The 21,074-nt window shown below is 38.0% G+C and carries 18 protein-coding genes; 14 read left to right on the top strand and 4 right to left on the bottom strand.

The genetic code is table 11. The annotated features are described in order from the left end of the window. Positions 1-45: 45 nt before the first annotated feature. From IWB64_RS05615 to IWB64_RS05590, 6 genes are all read left to right on the top strand, one after another. Positions 46-1,329 carry a PSP1 domain-containing protein gene (locus IWB64_RS05615; protein WP_194533069.1) on the top strand — a complete coding sequence of 428 codons (1,284 nt, stop codon included), beginning with the start codon at positions 46-48 and terminating at the stop codon, positions 1,327-1,329. Further along, the gene (locus IWB64_RS05610) at positions 1,322-1,807 is read left to right on the top strand and encodes a gliding motility lipoprotein GldH (RefSeq protein ID WP_194533068.1); all 486 of its coding nucleotides are present in this window, start codon (positions 1,322-1,324) and stop codon (positions 1,805-1,807) included. Before IWB64_RS05615 ends, IWB64_RS05610 begins: the two co-directional genes overlap by 8 nt. 3 nt (positions 1,808-1,810) lie before the next feature. Further along, complete coding sequence (locus IWB64_RS05605) at positions 1,811-4,153, top strand: penicillin-binding protein 1A (protein ID WP_194533067.1); 2,343 nt, start codon at positions 1,811-1,813, stop codon at positions 4,151-4,153. Between the two features lie 117 nt (positions 4,154-4,270). After that, a complete protein-coding gene (locus IWB64_RS05600) occupies positions 4,271-4,972 on the top strand; it encodes a CoA transferase subunit A (RefSeq protein ID WP_194533066.1) in 702 nt (233 codons plus the stop codon). Positions 4,973-5,000: 28 nt separating this feature from the next. Then, positions 5,001-5,354, top strand: a complete 354-nt coding sequence (locus IWB64_RS05595) for a four helix bundle protein (RefSeq protein WP_194533065.1) — start codon at positions 5,001-5,003, stop codon at positions 5,352-5,354. A 41-nt stretch (positions 5,355-5,395) separates the two neighbouring features. Continuing rightward, positions 5,396-6,049, top strand: a complete 654-nt coding sequence (locus IWB64_RS05590; protein ID WP_194533064.1) for a CoA transferase subunit B — start codon at positions 5,396-5,398, stop codon at positions 6,047-6,049. Between the two features lie 370 nt (positions 6,050-6,419). On the opposite strand, the gene IWB64_RS05585 is transcribed toward IWB64_RS05590, so the two are convergent. Further along, positions 6,420-7,577, bottom strand: coding sequence for a methionine aminotransferase (locus IWB64_RS05585; RefSeq protein ID WP_226975814.1), 1,158 nt, complete (start codon positions 7,575-7,577; stop codon positions 6,420-6,422). A 111-nt stretch (positions 7,578-7,688) separates the two neighbouring features. Here IWB64_RS05585 and IWB64_RS05580 point away from each other — a divergent pair, with 111 nt between their 5' ends. After that, on the top strand, positions 7,689-8,663 hold the full coding sequence (locus tag IWB64_RS05580; RefSeq protein WP_194533063.1) for a ThuA domain-containing protein: 975 nt from the start codon (positions 7,689-7,691) through the stop codon (positions 8,661-8,663). Continuing rightward, a complete protein-coding gene (locus IWB64_RS05575; protein ID WP_155595227.1) occupies positions 8,664-9,053 on the top strand; it encodes a DUF2721 domain-containing protein in 390 nt (129 codons plus the stop codon). Between the two features lie 261 nt (positions 9,054-9,314). Here the strand turns inward: IWB64_RS05575 and IWB64_RS05570 are convergent, their stop codons facing one another. After that, the gene (locus tag IWB64_RS05570; RefSeq protein WP_194533062.1) at positions 9,315-10,304 is read right to left on the bottom strand and encodes a succinylglutamate desuccinylase/aspartoacylase family protein; all 990 of its coding nucleotides are present in this window, start codon (positions 10,302-10,304) and stop codon (positions 9,315-9,317) included. Positions 10,305-10,348: 44 nt separating this feature from the next. Then, positions 10,349-11,233: a RimK family alpha-L-glutamate ligase gene (locus IWB64_RS05565; protein WP_194533061.1), complete on the bottom strand. Its 885-nt coding sequence runs from the start codon at positions 11,231-11,233 to the stop codon at positions 10,349-10,351. Between the two features lie 258 nt (positions 11,234-11,491). Here IWB64_RS05565 and IWB64_RS05560 point away from each other — a divergent pair, with 258 nt between their 5' ends. From IWB64_RS05560 to IWB64_RS05540, 5 genes are all read left to right on the top strand, one after another. Next, positions 11,492-12,160, top strand: a complete 669-nt coding sequence (locus IWB64_RS05560) for a succinate dehydrogenase cytochrome b subunit (RefSeq protein ID WP_194533060.1) — start codon at positions 11,492-11,494, stop codon at positions 12,158-12,160. Between the two features lie 2 nt (positions 12,161-12,162). Further along, a complete protein-coding gene (locus IWB64_RS05555; RefSeq protein ID WP_194533059.1) occupies positions 12,163-14,166 on the top strand; it encodes a fumarate reductase/succinate dehydrogenase flavoprotein subunit in 2,004 nt (667 codons plus the stop codon). A gap of 6 nt (positions 14,167-14,172) precedes the next feature. After that, positions 14,173-14,919: a succinate dehydrogenase/fumarate reductase iron-sulfur subunit gene (locus IWB64_RS05550; RefSeq protein ID WP_194533058.1), complete on the top strand. Its 747-nt coding sequence runs from the start codon at positions 14,173-14,175 to the stop codon at positions 14,917-14,919. A gap of 90 nt (positions 14,920-15,009) precedes the next feature. Then, positions 15,010-15,471, top strand: a complete 462-nt coding sequence (locus IWB64_RS05545) for a very short patch repair endonuclease (RefSeq protein ID WP_194533057.1) — start codon at positions 15,010-15,012, stop codon at positions 15,469-15,471. Between the two features lie 99 nt (positions 15,472-15,570). Continuing rightward, positions 15,571-16,116 (top strand): type 1 glutamine amidotransferase domain-containing protein, encoded by a 546-nt coding sequence (locus IWB64_RS05540; RefSeq protein ID WP_038236965.1) that lies wholly within the window; start codon positions 15,571-15,573, stop codon positions 16,114-16,116. Positions 16,117-16,484: 368 nt separating this feature from the next. Here IWB64_RS05540 and IWB64_RS05535 read toward each other — a convergent pair whose 3' ends face one another. Next, a complete protein-coding gene (locus IWB64_RS05535; protein ID WP_194533056.1) occupies positions 16,485-19,373 on the bottom strand; it encodes a VPS10 domain-containing protein in 2,889 nt (962 codons plus the stop codon). Between the two features lie 383 nt (positions 19,374-19,756). On the opposite strand from IWB64_RS05535, the gene IWB64_RS05530 reads away from it, so the two are divergent. Further along, complete coding sequence (locus tag IWB64_RS05530) at positions 19,757-21,049, top strand: aminopeptidase P family protein (protein ID WP_194535818.1); 1,293 nt, start codon at positions 19,757-19,759, stop codon at positions 21,047-21,049. Positions 21,050-21,074: the final 25 nt, after the last annotated feature.

The following is a 21,074-nucleotide window of genomic DNA, read 5'->3' as shown; positions in this document are numbered from 1 at the left end:
TATTTGGCCCAAAACCCCCGTTTAGGCCAAACCAAGATATAATATATGGGCTGTAGCAGTTGTTCGACCGGTAAGGACGGACAACCTTCTGGTTGCAAGAATAATGGAACTTGTGGTACCGATGGTTGTAATAAATTAACCGTCTTTGATTGGCTTTCCAACATGTCGCTTCCTAACGGTGAAAAACCGTTTGATTGCGTTGAAGTTCGATTTAAGAATAGTAGAAAAGAATTCTTCAGAAATAGTGAAAATCTGTCTATTTCAATAGGTGATATTGTGGCAACACAAGCACAATCCGGTCATGACATTGGTATGGTTACCCTTGTAGGTGAGTTGGTGAAAGTGCAAATGAAGCGCAAAAAAGTTGATTATAAAGACGAAAATCTTCCTAAAGTTCACCGTAAGGCGTCTCAAAATGATATCGATAAATGGCAGAAATGCCGTGACCGAGAAGAAGAGATCAAAAAGCGAGCAAGAGAAATAGCGATTATCTTGAAACTTCAAATGAAGATTTCTGATGTTGAGTTTCAAGGTGATGGTTCAAAAGCCACATTTTATTACACAGCGGAAGACCGAGTTGACTTTAGACAGTTGATAAAGGATATGGCTAAAGCTTTTGGTATCCGTATTGAAATGCGACAAATTGGTTATCGGCAAGAAGCCCAACGTTTAGGCGGTATTGGTTCTTGTGGACGTGAATTATGCTGCTCTACTTGGTTAACTGATTTTAGGTCTGTAAGTACGTCTGCCGCCCGTTACCAGCAATTATCTTTAAATCCACAAAAATTAGCTGGGCAATGCGGGAAGCTTAAATGTTGTTTGAACTATGAGCTAGATATGTACTTGGATGCCTTAAAAGACTTTCCTTCTCAAGATACCAAACTGTTTACTGAAAAAGGACTTGCCTTCTGCCAAAAGACCGATATTTTTAAGGGTATGCTTTGGTTTTCATATAGGGACGACCCAGCAAATTGGCATACGCTTACTAAAGAGCAGGTTCAGGAAATTTTAGAAAAAAATAAAAAGAAAGAAAAAGTTGCCAGCCTAGAGGAATATACGGTAGATAATTTCGTTAAGGAAGAAAAGGTGTTTGAGAATGTTGTTGGGCAAGATAGCCTTACGCGTTTTGATAGACCTAAGCAATCTAGAAACAGAAATAACCGTAAGAAGAATAAAGCCAAAAGGACTAGAGGTAACGCTAATAACAATAATAAGAGTACCAGTAACAACAACAATAATAACAATAACAGGAATAAAACGGGTAATGCAAATACTTCTAAAAATAAAAGAAGGAGAAACAACCCTAAAAAACAGCAAGATAATGGCTAGGATTTTACTGGTTTTTGCTGTGGCGGTATTGTGCTTTGCGTGCAACGATAATTTGGTGAAATCTGAATTTCAGGCTACAAAAGGTGGAGTGTGGAACAAGACGGATAATATTCTTTTCTCGTTCTCAGAAATAGACACTACAAAAAGGCACAATATGTTTATTACTGTTCGTAATGATGCTACTTTTCCGTATAATAACTTGTTTCTGATTGCAGAATTGGAATATCCTTCGGGGGAAACCGTAAAAGATACCCTAGAGTATGAAATGGCATTGCCAGATGGTACTTGGTTGGGGAAAGGATACGGCAGTATTAAAGAAAATAAATTATGGTTTAAGGAAAACATCGTTTTTCCTTCTTCGGGCGTATATAATTTACGTGTTTGGCATGCCATGCGTAAAAATGGTAGTGTAAACGGTGTTGAAAATTTAAAAGGCATAACCGACGTCGGTTTTGAAATAGAAAAAAGTAACGAGTAACGTATGGCCAAGGTTGTTAAAGAGAAAAAAACCAATGGGTATTTTAAATACATCAAGTGGTTTTGGATCCTGTTTATTTCAGGAATTCTATTAGTTGTATTGTTGTTTTTGTCCGCGTCTTGGGGACTATTGGGCGATATGCCAGAATATGAGTATCTGGAGAATCCGCAGACTAACTTAGCTACCGAGATTATTTCTTCGGATGCAAAAACATTGGGTAAGTTCTATTTAGATGATAACCGAACTCCTGTACCTTATGATAGTCTTCCACAAAATTTAGTGAATGCACTTATTGCCACAGAAGATGTTCGTTTTTATGATCACTCAGGAATTGATGGATTCGGTGTTTTAAGAGCTGTTGCAAAATTGGGGAAAAATGGTGGTGCCAGTACTATAACACAACAGTTGGCACGACAACTTTTTGTTGGGGTGCGGTCTAAAAATAAACTTGAGACCATCAAACAAAAAGCAATGGAATGGGTACTCGCTACCCGATTGGAAACTCAATATACAAAGCAAGAGATAATTGCTATGTATTTCAATCAATATGACTTTCTTAATAACGCAGATGGTATACGTTCTGCTTCAAAAATTTATTTTGGTAAAGAACCGCAACAACTAAAGACAGAGGAGTCTGCGGTATTAGTGGGTATGCTTAAGAACTCTTCTTATTTCAATCCAATTAGAAGACCGGAATTAGTGACCAATCGTAGAAATACGGTATTGGGACAGATGGCCAAATATGATTTTATTACCGAGCAGGAGAAAGATTCATTACAGGCTATGGAGATGGATATTAATTTTAATCCAGAATCTCATAAAGAAGGTTTGGCTACCTATTTTAGGATGTACCTACAAGGGTTCATGAACGATTGGATATCTAAAAACCCCAAGCCAGCTTTGGAAGGTGGTAGAGATAAATGGAATCTGTACTTAGATGGATTAAAAATTTACACGACTATAGATTCACGAATGCAGGCCAATGCAGAGGATGCTGTGCGTAAACATATGGCAAATCTTCAAAACGAATTCTTTCATCAAAATACGCCAAAGAGAAATCCTACGGCTCCATTTTTAGATTTGGAGAAATCTGAAATAAATAAAATTTTAGAGCGAGAAATGAAAAACTCTTCTAGATGGCGAGGCATGGCGGATGAAGGTAAATCTGAAAAGGTGATCCGTGAATCGTTCACCAAAAAAAGAGAGATGACCGTTTTTGATTGGAATAGTGAAGGACATGAACGCGATACTATCATGACTCCAATGGATTCAATCAGATATTATAAAACGTTTTTAAGAGCTGCAATGATGTCTATGGAGCCACAGACGGGCCACGTAAAGGCTTGGGTTGGTGGTATTGATTATAGACACTTCCAATATGACAATGTTATTCAAGGCTCACGCCAGGCAGGATCAACGTTTAAGCCTTTTGTATATGCTGCGGCTATCGATCAATTAAGACTATCACCTTGTGACTCTTTGCCGGATACGCAATATTGTATAGAGGCTGGAAAGCATGGCAACACAGAGGCTTGGTGTCCTAAGAATGCTGTAGGTCAATATTCGGGTAAAATGTATTCGCTTAAAGATGCGCTAGCAAACTCGGTAAATACGGTAACGGCACAGTTGATTGATAAGGTTGGCCCAGGCTCGGTAGTTTCTATTGCTAAAAACTTGGGTATTACTGGAAATATTCCTGAAGTGCCTTCTATTGCACTGGGTACCCATGATACTAATGTCTACGAAATGGTTGGTGCTTATGGAACATTTGCAAACCAAGGAGTCTATGTTAAACCAGTAATGGTAACGCGTATAGAGGATAAAAACGGAACGGTTTTATATGAATACGTGCCAGAGACTAAAGATGTACTGAGCAAAGATGTTTCTTACGCTATGTTAAATTTAATGGAAGGTGTTACACATGGTGGTTCTGGTACAAGACTTAGACATAGGGGTATGCAGAATACTACAGTTTACAAAGAAATTATTACTGGTTATCCATATGGATTCAAAAACGCTATTGCGGGTAAAACAGGTACAACACAAAACAATAGTGACGGGTGGTTTATGGGCATCGTTCCTAACCTTGTAACCGGTGTTTGGGTTGGTGGTGATGATAGATCTATTCACTTTGAATCTATAAAATATGGTCAGGGTGCATCTATGGCACTACCTATTTGGGGGCTCTATATGAAAAAGAACTATGAGAATGAAAATTTAGGAATTTCTGATAGTGAGTTTGAAAAACCTTCAAATCTGTCAATTAATATAGATTGTGACAGAGTCGTAGAGAATAATGACGAAGAAGATGGTTTGGATGATGATATAGATGATCTAAATTTCTAATACATAAAAGCAGATTACAGCTTGTTAAATTGCCCGTGACTTTCATTGAAAGTCACGGGCAATTTCGTTTAAAAATTGTAACTTGACTGCAACAGAAATCTTTTATTCCTTTATAGTATGATCTCTAAGAAAGTAGCTGATGTAAAAGAAGCCATGCAAGGCATTCAAGACGGAATGACCTTCATGTTAGGTGGTTTTGGCCTTTGCGGAATACCGGAAAATGCCATCACGGAACTGGTTTCTTCCAATATTAAAGATATTACCTGTATTTCTAATAATGCTGGGGTAGATGATTTTGGTCTGGGACTTTTACTTCACAAACATCAGATAAAAAAAATGATATCTTCTTACGTGGGTGAGAACGAAGAGTTTGAACGGCAGATGCTCAGTGGTGAGCTTGAGGTTGAATTGACGCCTCAGGGTACTTTAGCCGAAAAATGTCGTGCTGCGCAAGCAGGTTTCCCTGCGTTTTATACGCCTGCAGGTTACGGAACCGAAGTTGCAGAAGGTAAGGAAACTAGAGAGTTCAACGGAAAAATGTATGTGTTGGAAGAGGCTTTCAAAGCCGATTTTGCTTTCGTAAAAGCATGGAAAGGAGATGAAGCGGGGAACCTAATTTTTAAGGGTACCGCAAGAAATTTTAATCCTTGTATGTGTGGAGCAGCTACGATTACCGTTGCTGAGGTAGAAGAACTTGTGCCCGCTGGTGAGCTAGACCCAAATCAAATTCATATTCCTGGAATATTTGTGCAGCGTATTTTTCAAGGAGAGAACTATGAAAAACGTATTGAACAACGAACGGTTAGACCACAACAATAAAACAATTTGAAAATTATTCAATTTGAAAATGAGGAATGATAAAGAGAATTTAATTGTAAAATTAACTTTTGATTTAGCCCTTGAAGTTGTTAAGTTTTCTGAGGAAATAAGAGCTGATAATCGATTTGAAATGGCTTCGCAAATATTCAGAAGTGGTACTTCTATAGGGGCAAACATTAGAGAGGCGCAGAATGCAGAAAGTAAGAGAGATTTCATTCATAAGTTTAAAATTTCGGCAAAAGAGGCTGATGAACTTAAGTATTGGCTTCAGATATGTATGTCTTCGGAATTTTATCCAAACCCAGATGAAAGTTTAATGAAGAATTTAAATTCTGTCATTTTAATTATCTCGAAAATTATCTCAACTAGTAAAAAATCATAATTACCTAATCTTCAAATCAACTCATTTTCAAATCAATCATTATGTTAGATAAAAATGGAATCGCAAAGCGAATTGCAAAAGAGGTCAAAGACGGTTATTATGTTAACCTAGGCATTGGTATTCCCACCTTGGTTGCCAACTTTGTAAGAGATGATATAAATGTAGAATTTCAGAGCGAAAACGGAGTTTTGGGCATGGGTCCATTTCCGTATGAAGGAGAAGAAGATGCTGATATTATAAATGCGGGAAAGCAAACTATAACAACACTTAATGGAGCTTCTTTCTTTGATTCGGCTACGAGTTTTGGAATGATCCGTGGGAAACACGTAGACCTCACTATTTTGGGAGCTATGGAAGTTTCTGAGACCGGCGATATCGCTAATTGGAAAATTCCGGGCAAAATGGTTAAAGGAATGGGCGGTGCAATGGATTTAGTTGCTTCTGCCGAAAATATAATTGTGGCCATGATGCATACCAATCGCGCTGGTGAATCCAAGCTTTTAAAAAAGTGTAGTTTACCACTTACTGGAGTAGGTTGTGTAACCAAAATAGTTACTAATCTAGCAGTAATAGAAGTAACTCCAAAAGGCTTTAAGCTTCTTGAACGTGCTCCGGGAGTTTCTGTAGATGAAATTAAGGAAGCTACGGAGGGCACTTTGATTGTTGATGGTGATGTACCCGAAATGAATTTGTAAGTAAAATCCACCTATTTTTTTAGCGTAATTTTTGTGAGAAAATCACCAATTTGATTCTTCACAACAGATTAATGCTGCTTCACAACAAGATTTTTTTTAGTTGACGGTTAGGTACTATTTTTATAGTATTATTAATTGAAAGTCGCGTCCCAAATTCGATTTTGTCCAAAACTAAAACCTATGGAAGCCCAAATTAACCAATCATCAGAAGAGATTCAAGTGTACAAAAATGATTTTTTCAGCGGAATAGTAATGCTGGCTAGAAAGTTATTTATGCTTTAAAATTCTTTGAAAAAGAAATTAAAAGAAAGTGGCTCACCCAAAGGCCGCTTTTTTTGTGCCTTTATTTTTAAGTTTTTTTAGTAAAGAATTAAAGTGATTTTAGGATTTTTAAAGCTTGTTCTAAAGTTTCATTTTTCTTTGCAAAACAAAACCGTAAAACACCATCTTGCCTATTGTGCTCATTAAAGGAAGATATAGGTATACTTGCCAACTTGTAATCAACAATCAAGCGTTTTGCAAAATCTTCATCATTTTCTTTTGTGATTTCAGTATAGTCCAAAAGCTGAAAATAGGTTCCTTCTGAAGGTTTAAATTTAAATCTAGAATCTTTTAACCCCTCCAAGAACAAATCTCTTTTTTCTTGATAGAATGAAGGTAAGCTTAAATAGTTTTCCTCATTCTTAAGATAGGCTGCCATGGCTCGTTGTACAGGATGGTCTACACAGAATACCGCAAACTGGTGTGTTTTTCTAAACTCATTCATTAACTCTGCGGGTGCTACGCAATAGCCTATTTTCCATCCGGTAACATGAAAGGTTTTTCCAAAAGAAGCACACACAAAACTACGTTGTGCTAGATCTTCAAATCGCGATGCACTTTGGTGCTCGTTTCCTTCAAAAATAATATGTTCGTATACTTCATCACTTAGAACGATACAATTCGTGGGTTTTAGAATTTCTTGTAACTGAAGCATATCTTCTTTGGAAAAAACACGGCCGCTTGGGTTATGAGGTGTGTTTATGATAACCATTCGGGTCTTCTCCGAAATTTTGCTTTTGAAAATTTCCCAATCCACTTGGTAACCATCGGCATCTAACTGTACATATATAGGAATTCCTCCGTTGAGCGCAATGGCCGGTTCGTAGCAGTCATAGGCAGGTTTCAGTACAATAACTTCGTCACCTTTGTTCACGAATGCGGTAATGGCTGTAAAAATAGCCTGTGTTGCACCTACGGTAACTGTAATTTCAGTTTCAGGATTATAAGCTCTATTATGGAGTTTTTCAATTTTTTGTGAAATTATTTCCCGTAAGCCATAATAACCCTGCATGGCAGCATATTGGTTATGTCCGTTTTTCATGGCATGCGTAACAAGGCTTTTGAGTTTTTGGTCTACCTTAAAATTAGGAAAGCCCTGAGATAGATCTACAGCATTGTGCTTGCGAGCTAAATTGCCTACCGTTGTAAAAATTGTAGTTTTTGCATTTGGAAGTTTGGAAGCAAATTTTATGTTAGAAGATGCCATTTGTTGCTATTCGGTTAAGGTTTCAATTTACAACTTTATAGAGTGTATACTTTTTCTTTTTGTAGAATCTTAACTACAATCCCTTATATTTATACATCCAAAATATTTGATATGCGTAATTTCCGAACTTTAATTTTATTGCTTACGATGACTTTTGTCACAAATGCTCTTTTCTCTCAAACCTCTCCATCTAAAAAAATAAAAACACTTATTGTTGATGGTCAAAATAATCATGATGAGTGGCCGAAGATTACGTATATGTTGAAAACAGATATGGAGAACACGGGTTTGTTTACCGTTGAGGTGGCGCGTTCTGCATTTACGTGGAAAGGTGATAAGTTCATTTCTGAATTTCCAATAGCCAATCTTCCAAAAACCGAAGCTAAGGAAGAACCACAGGCAGATCCAAAGTATAGTCCGGATTTTTCAAAATACGATTTGGTGATTTGTAATTTTGGATGGAATGCTGCACCATGGCCGGAAGAAACGCAGAAGAAATTTGAAAAGTATATCAAAACGGGAGGTGGGTTAGTTGTTTTTCATGCAGCCGATAATTCGTTCCCTGAATGGGGAGCTTATAACCAAATGATTGGTTTGGGTGGTTGGGGAGACCGTACCGAAAAAGATGGCCCATATGTATATTATAATGATGCCGGTGAGTTAATCAGGGATGATTCTGCTGGAAGCGCAGGTGCTCATGGTCCACAAAGCGAATATCAAATTCAAATTAGAGAAGATCACCCAATTACCAAGGGAATGCCAGAAGTGTGGTTGCATACCAAAGATGAACTTTATAATAGCCTTCGTGGTCCCGCAGAAAATATGGTGGTTTTAGCAACTGCATATTCAGACCCTGAAAATAAAGGTACCGGCAGACATGAGCCAGCACTTATGGCTTTAGAGTATGGAAAAGGCCGTATTTTTCACAACATTATGGGTCATGTAGATTATTCGGTTGAGTGTGTTGGCTTTATGACCAGTATGCTTAGAGGAGCGGAATGGGCTGCTACCGGGAAGGTAACTCAAGCGATACCAGAAGATTTTCCAACTGCTGATGAAACAAGCTCAAGAAAGTTTAAAAAATAGATGGAACTGACCTTAAGTATACCTGCGCTACTTTTTCCGGCTATTTCATTGACCATGTTAGCCTATAATGCAAGATACTTGGCTATTGCAGCATTAATTAGGCAACTTCACCAGAAATATGAAGAAACATCATCGCCCGCCATTGCTTTGCAGGTAAAAAAGTTGCGAAAGCGGCTAACTATTATCAAGAACATGCAGGCATCGGCTATTTTCAGTTTTTTGTTAGCGGTGATTACGATGACTTTAATTTATGTTGAATTCAGCTTTTGGGCCAATCTGGTTTTTGGTGTCAGTCTTTTGGCACTAATGGTTTCTTTAATGTTGTCATTAGTAGAGGTTCAATTGTCTACTAAGGCACTTGAAATTCAGCTAGAGGATATGGAAAACTAATTTTTTAGGCTAAAGCACTGAAATTTAGAAAACAGACTATGCAGTTGGTTGAGGTCATATATCAGTTAAATGACCTCTTGGTAAGACTCCGTTTTCCGTATGTCAATCGTCGATGAACTACATTATTATATGATGTTCACCCAATAATAAAAGAATTTACAAACCACTTAGTCGGTTAAGTGAAACCTCTTTTTGAAAGTCTAAGATTAAGTCCTTTATTTTTACTCGATAAAACTTAACGGATATCAGATGAAATCAATCTTATCTATCCGCTTGTATCACACCTTCGTTAGTAGGCACGCCAATATGAAAAAGCGCATCGCCTCTATTTACTACAGCTTGGTGATTAATACAAAAGACCAACCCGTCCATAGGAGCTTTAACGATTTTACTTCGTTTAGCATAGGGGCCGGATACGATACCTAGGATTTGCCCTTTTTTAATTTTACTACCATTTTCTGTTTTAGGAATGAACATACCGGCAGTAGGTGCACGCAACCATTTTCGGTCATCAAGATGTACCGTTTTGTTTCGTTCAATGTATTTTGGCTCTATTGTTTCGATCATACCAAAGTGCTTCATTACATTTAACACGCCTTGCATGCCTTCTATAATGGAGTAATCATCAAACCGCATACTTTCGCCTGCCTCAAACACCACAGTAGGTATTTTTAGTTGATGCGCAGCATTTCTAAAAGACCCTTTTATTAATTTTGATGAAAAGGAAATTGGCGCATTAAATACTTTGGCCAGTTGTTCACTGCGTTCGTCATTATCGGTATATCTAATTTGAGGAAAGTTGTGTCGTTGTCCTCCGCCGGTGTGCAAGTCTATTCCAAAATCTACTTGAGAAAGAATTGCTGAGGTATAATGATAGGCAATACGTCCTGCCATGGAACCTGTTTTTGAACCAGGAAAACTCCGGTTAACGTCTTTTCCGTCAGGAACATCTCTGGAATAATGAATAAACCCAAAGATATTTAGAATGGGAACTGCAATCACAGCACCACTGGTAACGTTAAAGCGTTTTTCGGTCATCATACGCCGTACGATTTCTATTCCGTTTATTTCGTCACCATGCAAACCAGCTTGTATTAAAAGTGTTGGTCCTGGTTTTTTGGAGTTAAAAACATATACGGGAATGTCAATTAGTGTTCCCGTAGGAAGTCTGTCAATGCTAATATTTAAAAGCTTAGACTCACCTGGTTTTACATTTTCACCTTCTATGGTGATGGTTTTGTTGGTTTCCATATACTATTTGGATGTTCTCTTTTCCCTATTTATTAGGGGTTGTTTTATTTTTCCCTACAGTTTTGTTCTACAAACTGTATTATCTCCTTAGCAACGTTTATACCAGTAGCCGCTTCAATACCTTGAAGCCCTGGAGACGCATTCACCTCTATCAACAAAGGGCCTTTTTTTGAACGGATCAAATCTACGCCAGCTACTCCTAATCTTATGTATTTAGCAGCATTAATTGCCATTAATTCTTCATTGGGAGTTAATTTTACTGCAGAAGTTTTCCCTCCGCGATGTAAATTGGAGCGAAACTCGTCGTTCCCGCTGGTACGTTTCATACTCGCTACCACCTTATCACCAATTACAAATACACGAATATCTTCGCCATTGCTTTCCTCAATGAACTCTTGCATAAGAATATTAGTATCCATCTTATAAAAAGTATCGATTATAGATTTAGCCGATTTCTTGGTTTCGGCAAGAATAACACCTAGTCCATGGGTCCCTTCCTGTATTTTAATAATCATTGGTGTGCCCCCTAATAAGTCTATTTGTTGCTCAATATTATCTGGGTCTATAGAAAATAAGGTTTCTGGGATTGGAATTCCGCAATTTGACATAAGCTGTAGCGTCTTTGCTTTGTTTCTGGCTTTGGAAATACTAGCGGAGTTGGCAGTGCTAAAAACCTTGTTCATTTCAAATTGATTGACGACAGATGCACCATGACGTGTGACATTAGCGCCAATACGGGGTATGATGGCATCAAAAGAATCTAGAATATTTTCTTGTCTAAAGAGAACTTGAGGTTTGATGCCGCCTATTTTTATGGAACATTTGGTATGGTCTACCCATTCTATATGGTGGCCTAGTTTTTTGGCTTCATCAGCTATCCTTTGGGTTGAATAGACATTCATGCTTACGGAAAGAAGTCCAATGTTCATAATAAGAATATAGGTTTGGTGTTGTTAATTACTTGAATATCGGTCAAAAAATGCAGATGTCGAAACTAGATGTTAAATAAAACACTTTGATTCACTTTGTGTTTCAAAACCTCTATTTAAACGCTAATTAGTCTAATTTTTTACAGGCTTGCTTAAAACGTTTCTAAATACTTTACTAAACCGTCACAAAGTTTGTTAAAGCCAAGCTTATGCCCTAATTTCGTAGAAGTTTTTTAATTAACTCCAACGTATTATAAAATGAGCGGATTGATAAAATCTTCGATTGCCCGAAAAGTGGTCATGGCCCTATCGGGTCTTTTTTTGGTCTTTTTCCTTGGGCAGCACTTTGTGATTAACATTACATCTGTAATTGCACCCGATACTTTTAACGAGTGGTCGCATTTTATGGGCTATAACGTTTTGGTGCAATATCTCTTGCAGCCTGTACTTATAGCTGGTGTAATCGTTCACTTTGCTATGGGTATTGCACTTGAGCTAAAGAACAATAAAGCACGAGCAGTAAAGTACAAACAGTATAACGGAGGTGCCAATGCTTCTTGGATGTCTAGGAACATGATTATTACCGGTTTGGTAGTTCTTGCTTTCCTAGGTTTGCACATGTATGACTTTTGGATACAAGAAATATCCTATAAGTACATTGCAATGAACCCAGAAGATCCAACGCGTTACCTTGAGGAAACAGTTCATAAATTTGAGCCTTTCTGGCGTACAATTATTTATGTGATTTCTTTTGTTTTGCTAGCATTGCATTTATGGCATGGTTTCGCTTCGTCTTTTCAGACGGTAGGTTTGAACAACAAGTATTCTGCGGGCATTCAAACGTTCACAAAAATATATTCTATAGCCATTCCTTTAGGATTTATATTTATCGCTCTTTACCATCATTTTAACCCACTAACACATTAATTATGGGCATAATGGATTCAAAAGTTCCAAAAGGCCCGTTGGCCGCTAAATGGACTCAACATAAAAATGATATTAATCTTGTAAACCCTGCTAACAAACGTAATATTGATATTATAGTTGTTGGAACTGGACTTGCAGGTGGTTCTGCCGCTGCTACTCTAGCAGAATTAGGTTATAACGTAAAAACTTTTTGTTACCAAGATTCACCACGTAGAGCGCACTCTATTGCAGCTCAAGGTGGAATTAACGCAGCAAAAAACTATCAAGGGGATGGTGATAGTGCCTACCGCCTTTTTTATGATACTATAAAAGGGGGCGATTATCGTTCTCGTGAAGCTAACGTATATAGGTTAGCAGAAGAATCTACTAATATTATTGACCAATGTGTTGCACAAGGGGTTCCTTTTGCAAGAGAATACGGTGGGCTGTTAGATAACCGTTCTTTTGGAGGTGTATTGGTGTCACGTACTTTTTATGCTAAAGGACAAACAGGACAGCAACTTTTATTAGGTGCTTATTCTGCAATGAACAGGCAAATTAATCGTGGAAAAATCCAATCGTTCAACCGTCATGAAATGATGGATATGGTTCTTGTTGATGGAAAAGCAAGAGGAATCATTGCACGTGACTTGGTTACGGGTAAAATTGAACGTCACTCTGCTCACGCAGTTGTTTTGGCAACAGGAGGTTACGGAAACGTATTTTTCTTGTCTACTAACGCAATGGGTAGTAATGTAATGGCAGCTTGGAGAGCACACCGTAGAGGAGCTTTCTTTGCTAATCCATGTTTTACACAAATTCACCCTACTTGTATTCCGGTCTCTGGTGATCATCAATCTAAACTGACTTTAATGTCAGAGTCGCTTCGTAATGACGGACGTATTTGGGTTCCAAAACGTATGGATGATGCAATCGCAATTAGGGAAGGTAAGTTGAAACCTATTCAGCTTAAAGAAGAAGATCGTGATTATTACTTAGAAAGAAGATATCCTGCCTTTGGAAACTTGGTTCCTCGTGATGTTGCATCACGTGCCGCTAAGGAACGTTGTGATGCTGGTTTTGGCGTTAATAAAACTGGTGAGGCCGTTTATTTGGATTTTGCTGCTGCAATTCAGCGTTACGGTACCGAAGAAGCGCTTACACAAGGTATCAAGAATGCAGATGATAAGGAAATTACACGTTTAGGTAAAGCTGTTATTGAAGCTAAATACGGAAACCTTTTTCAGATGTACGAGAAAATCGTTGACGAAAACCCGTATGAAACTCCAATGATGATATACCCTGCAGTTCACTATACAATGGGTGGTCTTTGGGTTGATTATAACTTACAGACAACTATAGAGGGATGTTATTGTGCAGGTGAAGCTAACTTTAGTGATCACGGTGCTAACCGTTTGGGTGCTTCGGCATTGATGCAAGGTTTGGCCGATGGTTATTTTGTTTTACCTTACACTATAGGTGATTACCTTTCTAAAGATATTAGAACTGGTGCTATCCCAACAGATTCTCCAGAATTTGATGATGCTGAGAAATCTGTTCAAGATAGATTAGATAAATTAATGGCTGGTAGCGGTCAGAATTCAGTTGATTTTTATCACAAGAAATTGGGTAAAATCATGTGGGATAAATGTGGTATGGCAAGGAATGCGAAAGATTTGCAAGATGCAATCGATGAGATTTCTGCTTTACGAACTGATTTCTGGGCGAATGTGAAAATTCCAGGGAAAGCAGAAGGCATGAACCAAGAATTGGAAAAAGCAGGTCGTGTGGCCGATTTTCTAGAGCTTGGCGAACTGTTCGCTAAAGATGCACTTACAAGAAACGAATCTTGTGGAGGTCATTTCCGGGAAGAGTATCAGACTCCTGAAGGTGAGGCTTTACGTGATGATGAGAACTTTAAGTTTGTTTCCGCTTGGGAATATAAAGGTGAGCCTAAAGATGCAGTTTTGCATAAGGAGGAGTTGAAGTACGAGAATATTGAGTTGAAGACAAGAAGTTATAAATAAGTAACTATGAAGCTTAATTTAAAAATATGGCGTCAAAAAGATGCTAAGTCCCAAGGTCAGATAGTAGACTACCCTATTAAGGGTATTGAAGGCGATATGTCTTTTCTTGAAATGATGGACGTTCTTAACGAAGAGTTGATCAACAAAGGAGAAGAGCCAGTACAATTTGATCACGATTGCCGTGAAGGTATTTGTGGTGCTTGTTCATTGCAGATCAATGGTGAACCTCATGGGCCTGACCGTTTAGTAACCACGTGTCAATTGCACATGCGTAAGTTTAACGATGGTGATACTATCGTTATTGAACCGTTCCGTGCTACGGCGTTTCCGGTAATAACAGATTTGATTGTAGATAGAAGCTCTTTTGATAGAATTCAGCAGGCAGGTGGTTATATTTCTGTAAACACTTCTGGTAATACGGTAGACGCGAATGCTATTCCTATTAACAAACACGCTGCAGATGAAGCTATGGATGCCGCTACCTGTATTGGTTGTGGAGCATGTGTAGCTGCTTGTAAAAACGCAAGTGCTATGTTGTTTACTTCTGCAAAAGTATCGCAGTTCGCTTTATTGCCTCAAGGGCAAGTAGAAGCAGTAGATCGTGTTCAAAATATGGTACGCCAAATGGATTTGGAAGGATTCGGAAACTGTACGAATACAGGCGCATGCGAAGTGGAATGTCCTAAAGGAATTTCTCTAGAGAACATTGCCCGTTTGAACCGCGAATATATGAGCGCGACTACAAAAGGATAAAATGCATACGAGTGCTAACGGCACTTTTACAATTATTAAAAATCCCAAACTCCTCTTTATGGAGTTTGGGATTTTTTGTTATTTTATGGTATGTCCAAAGACTATTCCATAGAACGTATTAAAGTACCTCGGTTCAATGAAGAATCGGGTTTCTACACCACACCCCAGCGCTCTAAGATTATGAGTAAGATTAAGGGGAAGAATACGAAGCCAGAACTTGCTTTTAGAAAAGCGCTCTATGCAGCGGGTTACCGGTATCGCATAGACTACAAAAAACTTATTGGTAGACCTGATATTGTCTTAAAAAAATACAAGACGGTCATATTTGTAGATGGCGAATATTGGCACGGTTACAATTGGGAAGAACGAAAACCCAAAGTAAAGACCAACCGCGAATTTTGGATTGCTAAAATAGAACGGAACATACAACGTGATCAAGAAGTGAACGAAGAACTGGATCGTTTGGGTTATAAGGTATTCCGATTTTGGGAGACCGAAGTAAAGAAGGAGCTGGATAGATGCTTAGACGAAGTAACCCAATATTTAGAATAGTATCAATAGAGCAAATATCTATTTGTTTTCCGTTAATCTGAACTGTCTATTGCTGTTATCTTGCAGTATAATAAATTAATAATCATTAAAATTATACATATGAAGAGGATAGCAATTTTAGCTACAAATGGATTTGAAGAAAGCGAATTAAAATCTCCAAAAGAGGCCATGGAAAAAGAAGGTTTTAATGTAGATATCGTAAGTCTGGAATCAGGAGAGATAAAAGGATGGGCCGATGGTAATTGGTCTAACTCGTACAAAGTGGATAAAACCATAGATCAAGTAACTGCGGAAGATTATAATGCATTAATGTTACCTGGTGGAGTTATCAATCCTGATAAACTAAGAAGAGAAGAGAAAGTATTAACCTTTGTAAGAGATTTTTTTAAGCAAGAGAAGCCTGTAGCGGCAATATGTCATGCATCATGGACGCTTATTAGTGCAGATGTTGTAAAAGGCCGTAAAATGACTAGTTTTAATTCTATTAAGGATGATTTGGTAAATGCCGGAGCAAACTGGGTAGATGAAGAAGTGGTAGTAGACCAAGGTTTTGTAACAAGTAGGAACCCGGATGATTTACCGGCCTTTAATTCTAAATTGATTGAAGAAATCAAAGAAGGTAAGCACGAAGAGCAGCACGCATAAGACACATTGCGAAATACATAGAGATTAATTTGAAGCCCTTGCAGTTTGCGAGGGCTTTTTTATTTTAAAAACATCGCATTTTATCGATGAAATTAACCGCTCGTATTTTTCACAACAGAGTTGAGCAGGTTCACAACAATATTTTAGATAGGAGCGTAAACGGCCGTAAGTTTACAGTGTAATTAAGTAATAGTCTTGACCCCAAATCTACTCTAGAACTTAACCGAAACAAGTAACGAATCCCAAGTCCGCTACTTAACCTACTGAAGCTTACAAAAACACACCGGTCCCCACCGGAAAATCAAAAAAACCTACTTAAAAAGAAAAGCCCCAATTAGGGGCTTTCTTTTTGTTTACTATTGTCTTAATTATTCAATAGTGAAAGATACTTCAGATTGGTTTCCTTTCCCTTTTAAGTGAACTGTATAAGTGCCTTTTGTTAAATAAGTCTTTCCGTCTTCTGCTGATTTTAAATCAATTTTATTCTTTTTTTCATAAGCTGCTTTTCCACTATCTGTAAAGGACAAATCGTATGAAAGTACGTTTAATCCTTTGTCAGCTTTGAGCTCGGTTTCACTTACTATAATACCTTCATCCGATTTAATTACAGCCTCATAAGAATTTGGTTGGGCACTATAAAAAGTGATATCAAGACCGGGTGTATTGGCTTTTGCCCAAGAACCCGGTGGGTTACCCCAATTTTTGGAATGTTTAATATCATCTAGCTCAAAAACAACCAATTCCTTTTTGAGAAGTTCAGGAGTCATCTTTTGCAAAGCGGAAATATCTGCTTTGTAGATACTTCGCCCATGTGTGCCAATTAAGAGGTGTTTGGCCTCAGATTGAATAACCAAATCATGCACTGCCACATTGGGCATTCCGTTTTGCAAGCTTTCCCAGGAAAATCCTTGATTAAAAGAGGTATAAAGACCATTATCCGTTCCAACAAAAAGAAGGTTTTCGTTTTCAGGGTCTTCAATAATTACATTAACAGGCGAATTAGGAATGCCTGTTGAAATGGTTATCCAGGTTTTGCCATAGTCATCGCTCTTAAAAATATAAGGTGTAAAATCATCCCAACGGTAACCGTTTAGAGCAAGATAAACCCGTTCTTTTTTGTGTTTGGAAGCGACAACTCTGCTCACCCAAAGATTCGCCTCTTTTTGAACCTTTTTAAGGGCTGCAAATTGAGACAAGTCAATATTCTTAATAATATTTTCCCAATGAGCCCCGCCATCCTTGGAAACATTTACGAGACCATCATCACTTCCTGTATACAATACCCCAAAGGTGAATGGAGATTCTGATAAAGTTGTAAGCGTGCCATAAGCTACGTTCCCTTTCTTTCCGCCATGTGTCAAATCAGGAGAAATGACTTCCCAATCATCACCTTGGTTCATAGACCGGTGTAATTTATTGCCACCTAAATACAGAATATCTTGATTATGCGGAGACAGCAGAATGGGTGTTTGCCAATTGAATCTATACGGGTTTTCACCCAATTCATGTTTGGGCTGAATGTAATGTCGCTTCTCTGTATTTTTGTCAATGCGATAATAGTTTCCGAATTGATATCCCGTATAGACTGTATTATGGTTCCGACTATCAATTTGAATCTGCATACCGTCACCGCCCATAAGTGATTTCCATGGGTAATGGCCAGTTTGATGCCATTTGCTATTTTCTTCGGCATTATGAGGTCCTTCCCAAACGCCATTATCCTGTAAGCCACCATATACATGATACGGTTCTTGGTTATCTACATTTATGGCATAAAACTGACCAACGGAAGGCGAGTTGTTTTTTATCCAGTTTGCACCATCGTCATAAGAGATGTTGATTCCACCGTCATTTCCATTTATTAAATGACCAGGCATTTTCGGATTTACCCATAACGCATGGTGATCCGCATGAACATTGTCTCCATTTATAGACGTATAGGTTTTACCGGCATCTGCTGATTTAATAATAGGTACGCCACCCAAGTATATTTTATTTACGTCATTGGGGTCTACTCGTATTTCTCCAAAATAGTAACCATAACTATAGAGCAAACCATCAATAAAATCTTCGTTCTGTTTTTTCCATGTTTTTCCGCCATCGGTGCTTTTATAAACCTCGGCACCTATTACTGGAGTATCAAATAGTACAGTATTTGCATTTTCTAGGTATTTGGTGATGTCATAGGGTTTGGCCACACCACTGCGTATCATTTGCTTTATATTTTCGGCACGATACTTTTCTTGAAAATTATTGGTTTTGAGAAAAGCATTGAGCTTCTTGTCATCAAGTTTAAGAAAATCAGCTTCTGACATCGCTTTAAAATCTTCTTTTGATAATTCATTGGATTTCTCTTCGGACTCTTCAGTTTTCTCACGATGATTTTGGTTATCCAGAAGAGCATAAATGGTATTCTCATCAAAGACAGCTAAACCAATTCTGCCTACACCATGTCCAGTAGGGAAACCACTTCCGTCATTAGATATTTTCTTCCAAGAATTTCCTCCATCCGTACTCTTATAGATACTAGAGTCATTACCGCTGCCTAGAAAATCCCATGCTTTTCTATCCTTTTCCCATGCTGCGGCATATAGAACATTAAAGCTTTCGGGAGCTTGAGCAACATCTATTATTCCCGCAGTATCGCTAATAAACAAGGTTTTTTGCCAAGTTTTGCCTCCGTCAATAGTTTTGTAGATACCCCGTGCTGTATTCTTAGAATAGAGATGCCCTATAACACCTATTACCACTTCATTAGGATTATCATTATTTATAAGGATACGACCAATATGGTGTGAATCTTGTAATCCCATATTCTGCCAAGTTTTGCCTTGGTCTGTAGATTTTAAAATACCGATACCTGCATAAGAAGATCTAGAGGCATTATTTTCACCTGTCCCCACCCAAATAGTGCCCGTTTTCCAATGTACAGCTATGTCACCGATGTTCTGGGTTTGTGAGGAGTCCATTACAGGAGAAAAGGATGTGCCATTGTTATTGGTATACCACAACCCTCCACTGGCGTAGGCTGCGTAAAATTCAATTGGGTTGTTTGGGTTTACATCTAAATCTACTATCCTCCCGCTCATTACCGATGGGCCAATGTTTTTCAATTTTAGATGCTGCACCAATGATTTGGCGGCCATCTGTTCTTTAAGTTGAAGCGCCTTTTGAATACTATCTTTGGACGTGGATTCTATTTGACCAAAGGCCATTAAATAAAAAAGCATAAGGCAAGGAAGGATAGAAGATTTCATGAAAATCGTTTTCTTTGTAAATGAAAGTTAGCAAAACTGAATTGTAATGGTAACATAGTATGCAGAAATTACCAATTATACTTACGGTTTGTAGTTGATATGTCATCAGTTGACGTGAAAAAAGTGAATAATGGCGGATTATATTGTGCCTTAACTTAAATTTTTGTTAATTTATTCATATGAAAAACTGTAAAGCATCTTTATAAATCAAGATGTTGTACTAAATAAGACATTGTTCGTTCGCAATTTTAAAAAGGGGCGAACACTTTACAAGTAACATAACCAACTTTAATTAGGGACCCCAAAGGTTTTAACAAACCTTTGGGGTCTTACCATTTGTGGGTTGTCGTAAATCATTAATTTTGATGAAATTCAAGATTGATATGAAGTACGAGCAAATCAAGAACAGTCTATTTATAAAAAATAGAAAGAAATTTATGGCAGCGATGCAGCCAAAAAGCATTGCAGTCTTCAATTCTAATGATATTTACCCGATAGGGGCAGACAGTACGTTGCCTTTTGAACAACATAGAGACTTGTTCTATTTAAGTGGTGCCGATCAAGAAGAAACTATTCTGGTATTGTTTCCGGATGCGTTAGCAAAAAAGCATCGCGAAGTATTATTCGTAAGGGAGACCAATGACCATATTGCGGTTTGGGAAGGAGAAAAACTAACCAAAGAGAAAGCAACTGAAGTTTCAGGTATTGAGACCATCTACTGGTTACAGGATTTTAATAAGGTTTTTTTCGATTTGATGACAGAGGCCGAAACTATCTATTTCAACACAAATGAACATTACAGACAATCTGTCGAAACACAAACACGTGAAGACCGTTTTATAATAGATTGTAAGCATAAATTCCCTGCTCATAAAGTAGCTAAGAGCAATCCGATTTTACAAAAGATTCGCGGTGTAAAAGAGCCCGAAGAGATAGACTTGATGCAAACGGCTTGTGACATTACGGATAAGGGATTCCGTCGTGTGCTGAGTTTTACAAAACCGGGTGTTTGGGAGTATGAAATAGAGGCAGAATTATTGCACGAGTTCATTCGCAATCGGTCAAAAGGTTTTGCGTATTCGCCTATTATCGCGTCCGGTAACAACGCCAATGTACTGCATTATGTTGAAAACAATCAGCAGTGTAAAAGCGGTGATTTAATTTTGATGGATACCGCCGCGGAATATGCGAACTACTCGTCTGACTTAACACGGACTATTCCCGTAAACGGGAAATTCACACCACGACAAAAAGAAGTTTACGATGCTGTTCTTCGTGTGAAAAACGAAGCTACTAAAATGCTAGTACCCGGAACAATTTGGGCAGACTATCATGTAGAATGTGGAAAGCTAATGACCTCGGAACTTTTAGGTTTGGGTCTATTGGATAAAGCTGATGTTCAAAACGAAAGAAAAGATTGGCCAGCCTATAAGAAATATTTCATGCATGGTACGAGTCACCATATAGGATTGAACACCCACGATTATGGAGAATTGAAGAAACCAATGGAGGCTAATATGGTTTTTACCGTAGAACCGGGAATCTATATTCCGGAAGAAAAAATGGGAATTCGTATAGAGGATGATGTGGTTATTCAGAAGAATGGTGAGCCCTTTAATTTGATGGCCAATATCCCAATTGAAGTTGAAGAAATAGAAGACCTAATGAACAAGTAAGTATTTACTTGCAAATTAAATCTTA

It is taken from the genome of Zobellia nedashkovskayae (assembly GCF_015330125.1).
GTDB lineage: Bacteria > Bacteroidota > Bacteroidia > Flavobacteriales > Flavobacteriaceae > Zobellia > Zobellia nedashkovskayae.
Note: the sequence above shows the minus strand (reverse complement) of the source record. Positions and strands in the feature narration are given on the sequence as shown.

Bases quoted from the DNA above. Each gene is read 5' to 3' on its own strand.
- IWB64_RS05615 (WP_194533069.1), top strand. From the start codon at position 46: ATGGGCTGTAGCAGTTGTTCGACCGGTAAGGACGGACAACCTTCTGGT.
- IWB64_RS05610 (WP_194533068.1), top strand. From the start codon at position 1,322: ATGGCTAGGATTTTACTGGTTTTTGCTGTGGCGGTATTGTGCTTTGCG.
- IWB64_RS05605 (WP_194533067.1), top strand. From the start codon at position 1,811: ATGGCCAAGGTTGTTAAAGAGAAAAAAACCAATGGGTATTTTAAATAC.
- IWB64_RS05600 (WP_194533066.1), top strand. From the start codon at position 4,271: ATGATCTCTAAGAAAGTAGCTGATGTAAAAGAAGCCATGCAAGGCATT.
- IWB64_RS05595 (WP_194533065.1), top strand. From the start codon at position 5,001: ATGAGGAATGATAAAGAGAATTTAATTGTAAAATTAACTTTTGATTTA.
- IWB64_RS05590 (WP_194533064.1), top strand. From the start codon at position 5,396: ATGTTAGATAAAAATGGAATCGCAAAGCGAATTGCAAAAGAGGTCAAA.
- IWB64_RS05585 (WP_226975814.1), bottom strand. From the start codon at position 7,577: ATGGCATCTTCTAACATAAAATTTGCTTCCAAACTTCCAAATGCAAAA.
- IWB64_RS05580 (WP_194533063.1), top strand. From the start codon at position 7,689: ATGCGTAATTTCCGAACTTTAATTTTATTGCTTACGATGACTTTTGTC.
- IWB64_RS05575 (WP_155595227.1), top strand. From the start codon at position 8,664: ATGGAACTGACCTTAAGTATACCTGCGCTACTTTTTCCGGCTATTTCA.
- IWB64_RS05570 (WP_194533062.1), bottom strand. From the start codon at position 10,304: ATGGAAACCAACAAAACCATCACCATAGAAGGTGAAAATGTAAAACCA.
- IWB64_RS05565 (WP_194533061.1), bottom strand. From the start codon at position 11,233: ATGAACATTGGACTTCTTTCCGTAAGCATGAATGTCTATTCAACCCAA.
- IWB64_RS05560 (WP_194533060.1), top strand. From the start codon at position 11,492: ATGAGCGGATTGATAAAATCTTCGATTGCCCGAAAAGTGGTCATGGCC.
- IWB64_RS05555 (WP_194533059.1), top strand. From the start codon at position 12,163: ATGGGCATAATGGATTCAAAAGTTCCAAAAGGCCCGTTGGCCGCTAAA.
- IWB64_RS05550 (WP_194533058.1), top strand. From the start codon at position 14,173: ATGAAGCTTAATTTAAAAATATGGCGTCAAAAAGATGCTAAGTCCCAA.
- IWB64_RS05545 (WP_194533057.1), top strand. From the start codon at position 15,010: ATGTCCAAAGACTATTCCATAGAACGTATTAAAGTACCTCGGTTCAAT.
- IWB64_RS05540 (WP_038236965.1), top strand. From the start codon at position 15,571: ATGAAGAGGATAGCAATTTTAGCTACAAATGGATTTGAAGAAAGCGAA.
- IWB64_RS05535 (WP_194533056.1), bottom strand. From the start codon at position 19,373: ATGAAATCTTCTATCCTTCCTTGCCTTATGCTTTTTTATTTAATGGCC.
- IWB64_RS05530 (WP_194535818.1), top strand. From the start codon at position 19,757: ATGAAGTACGAGCAAATCAAGAACAGTCTATTTATAAAAAATAGAAAG.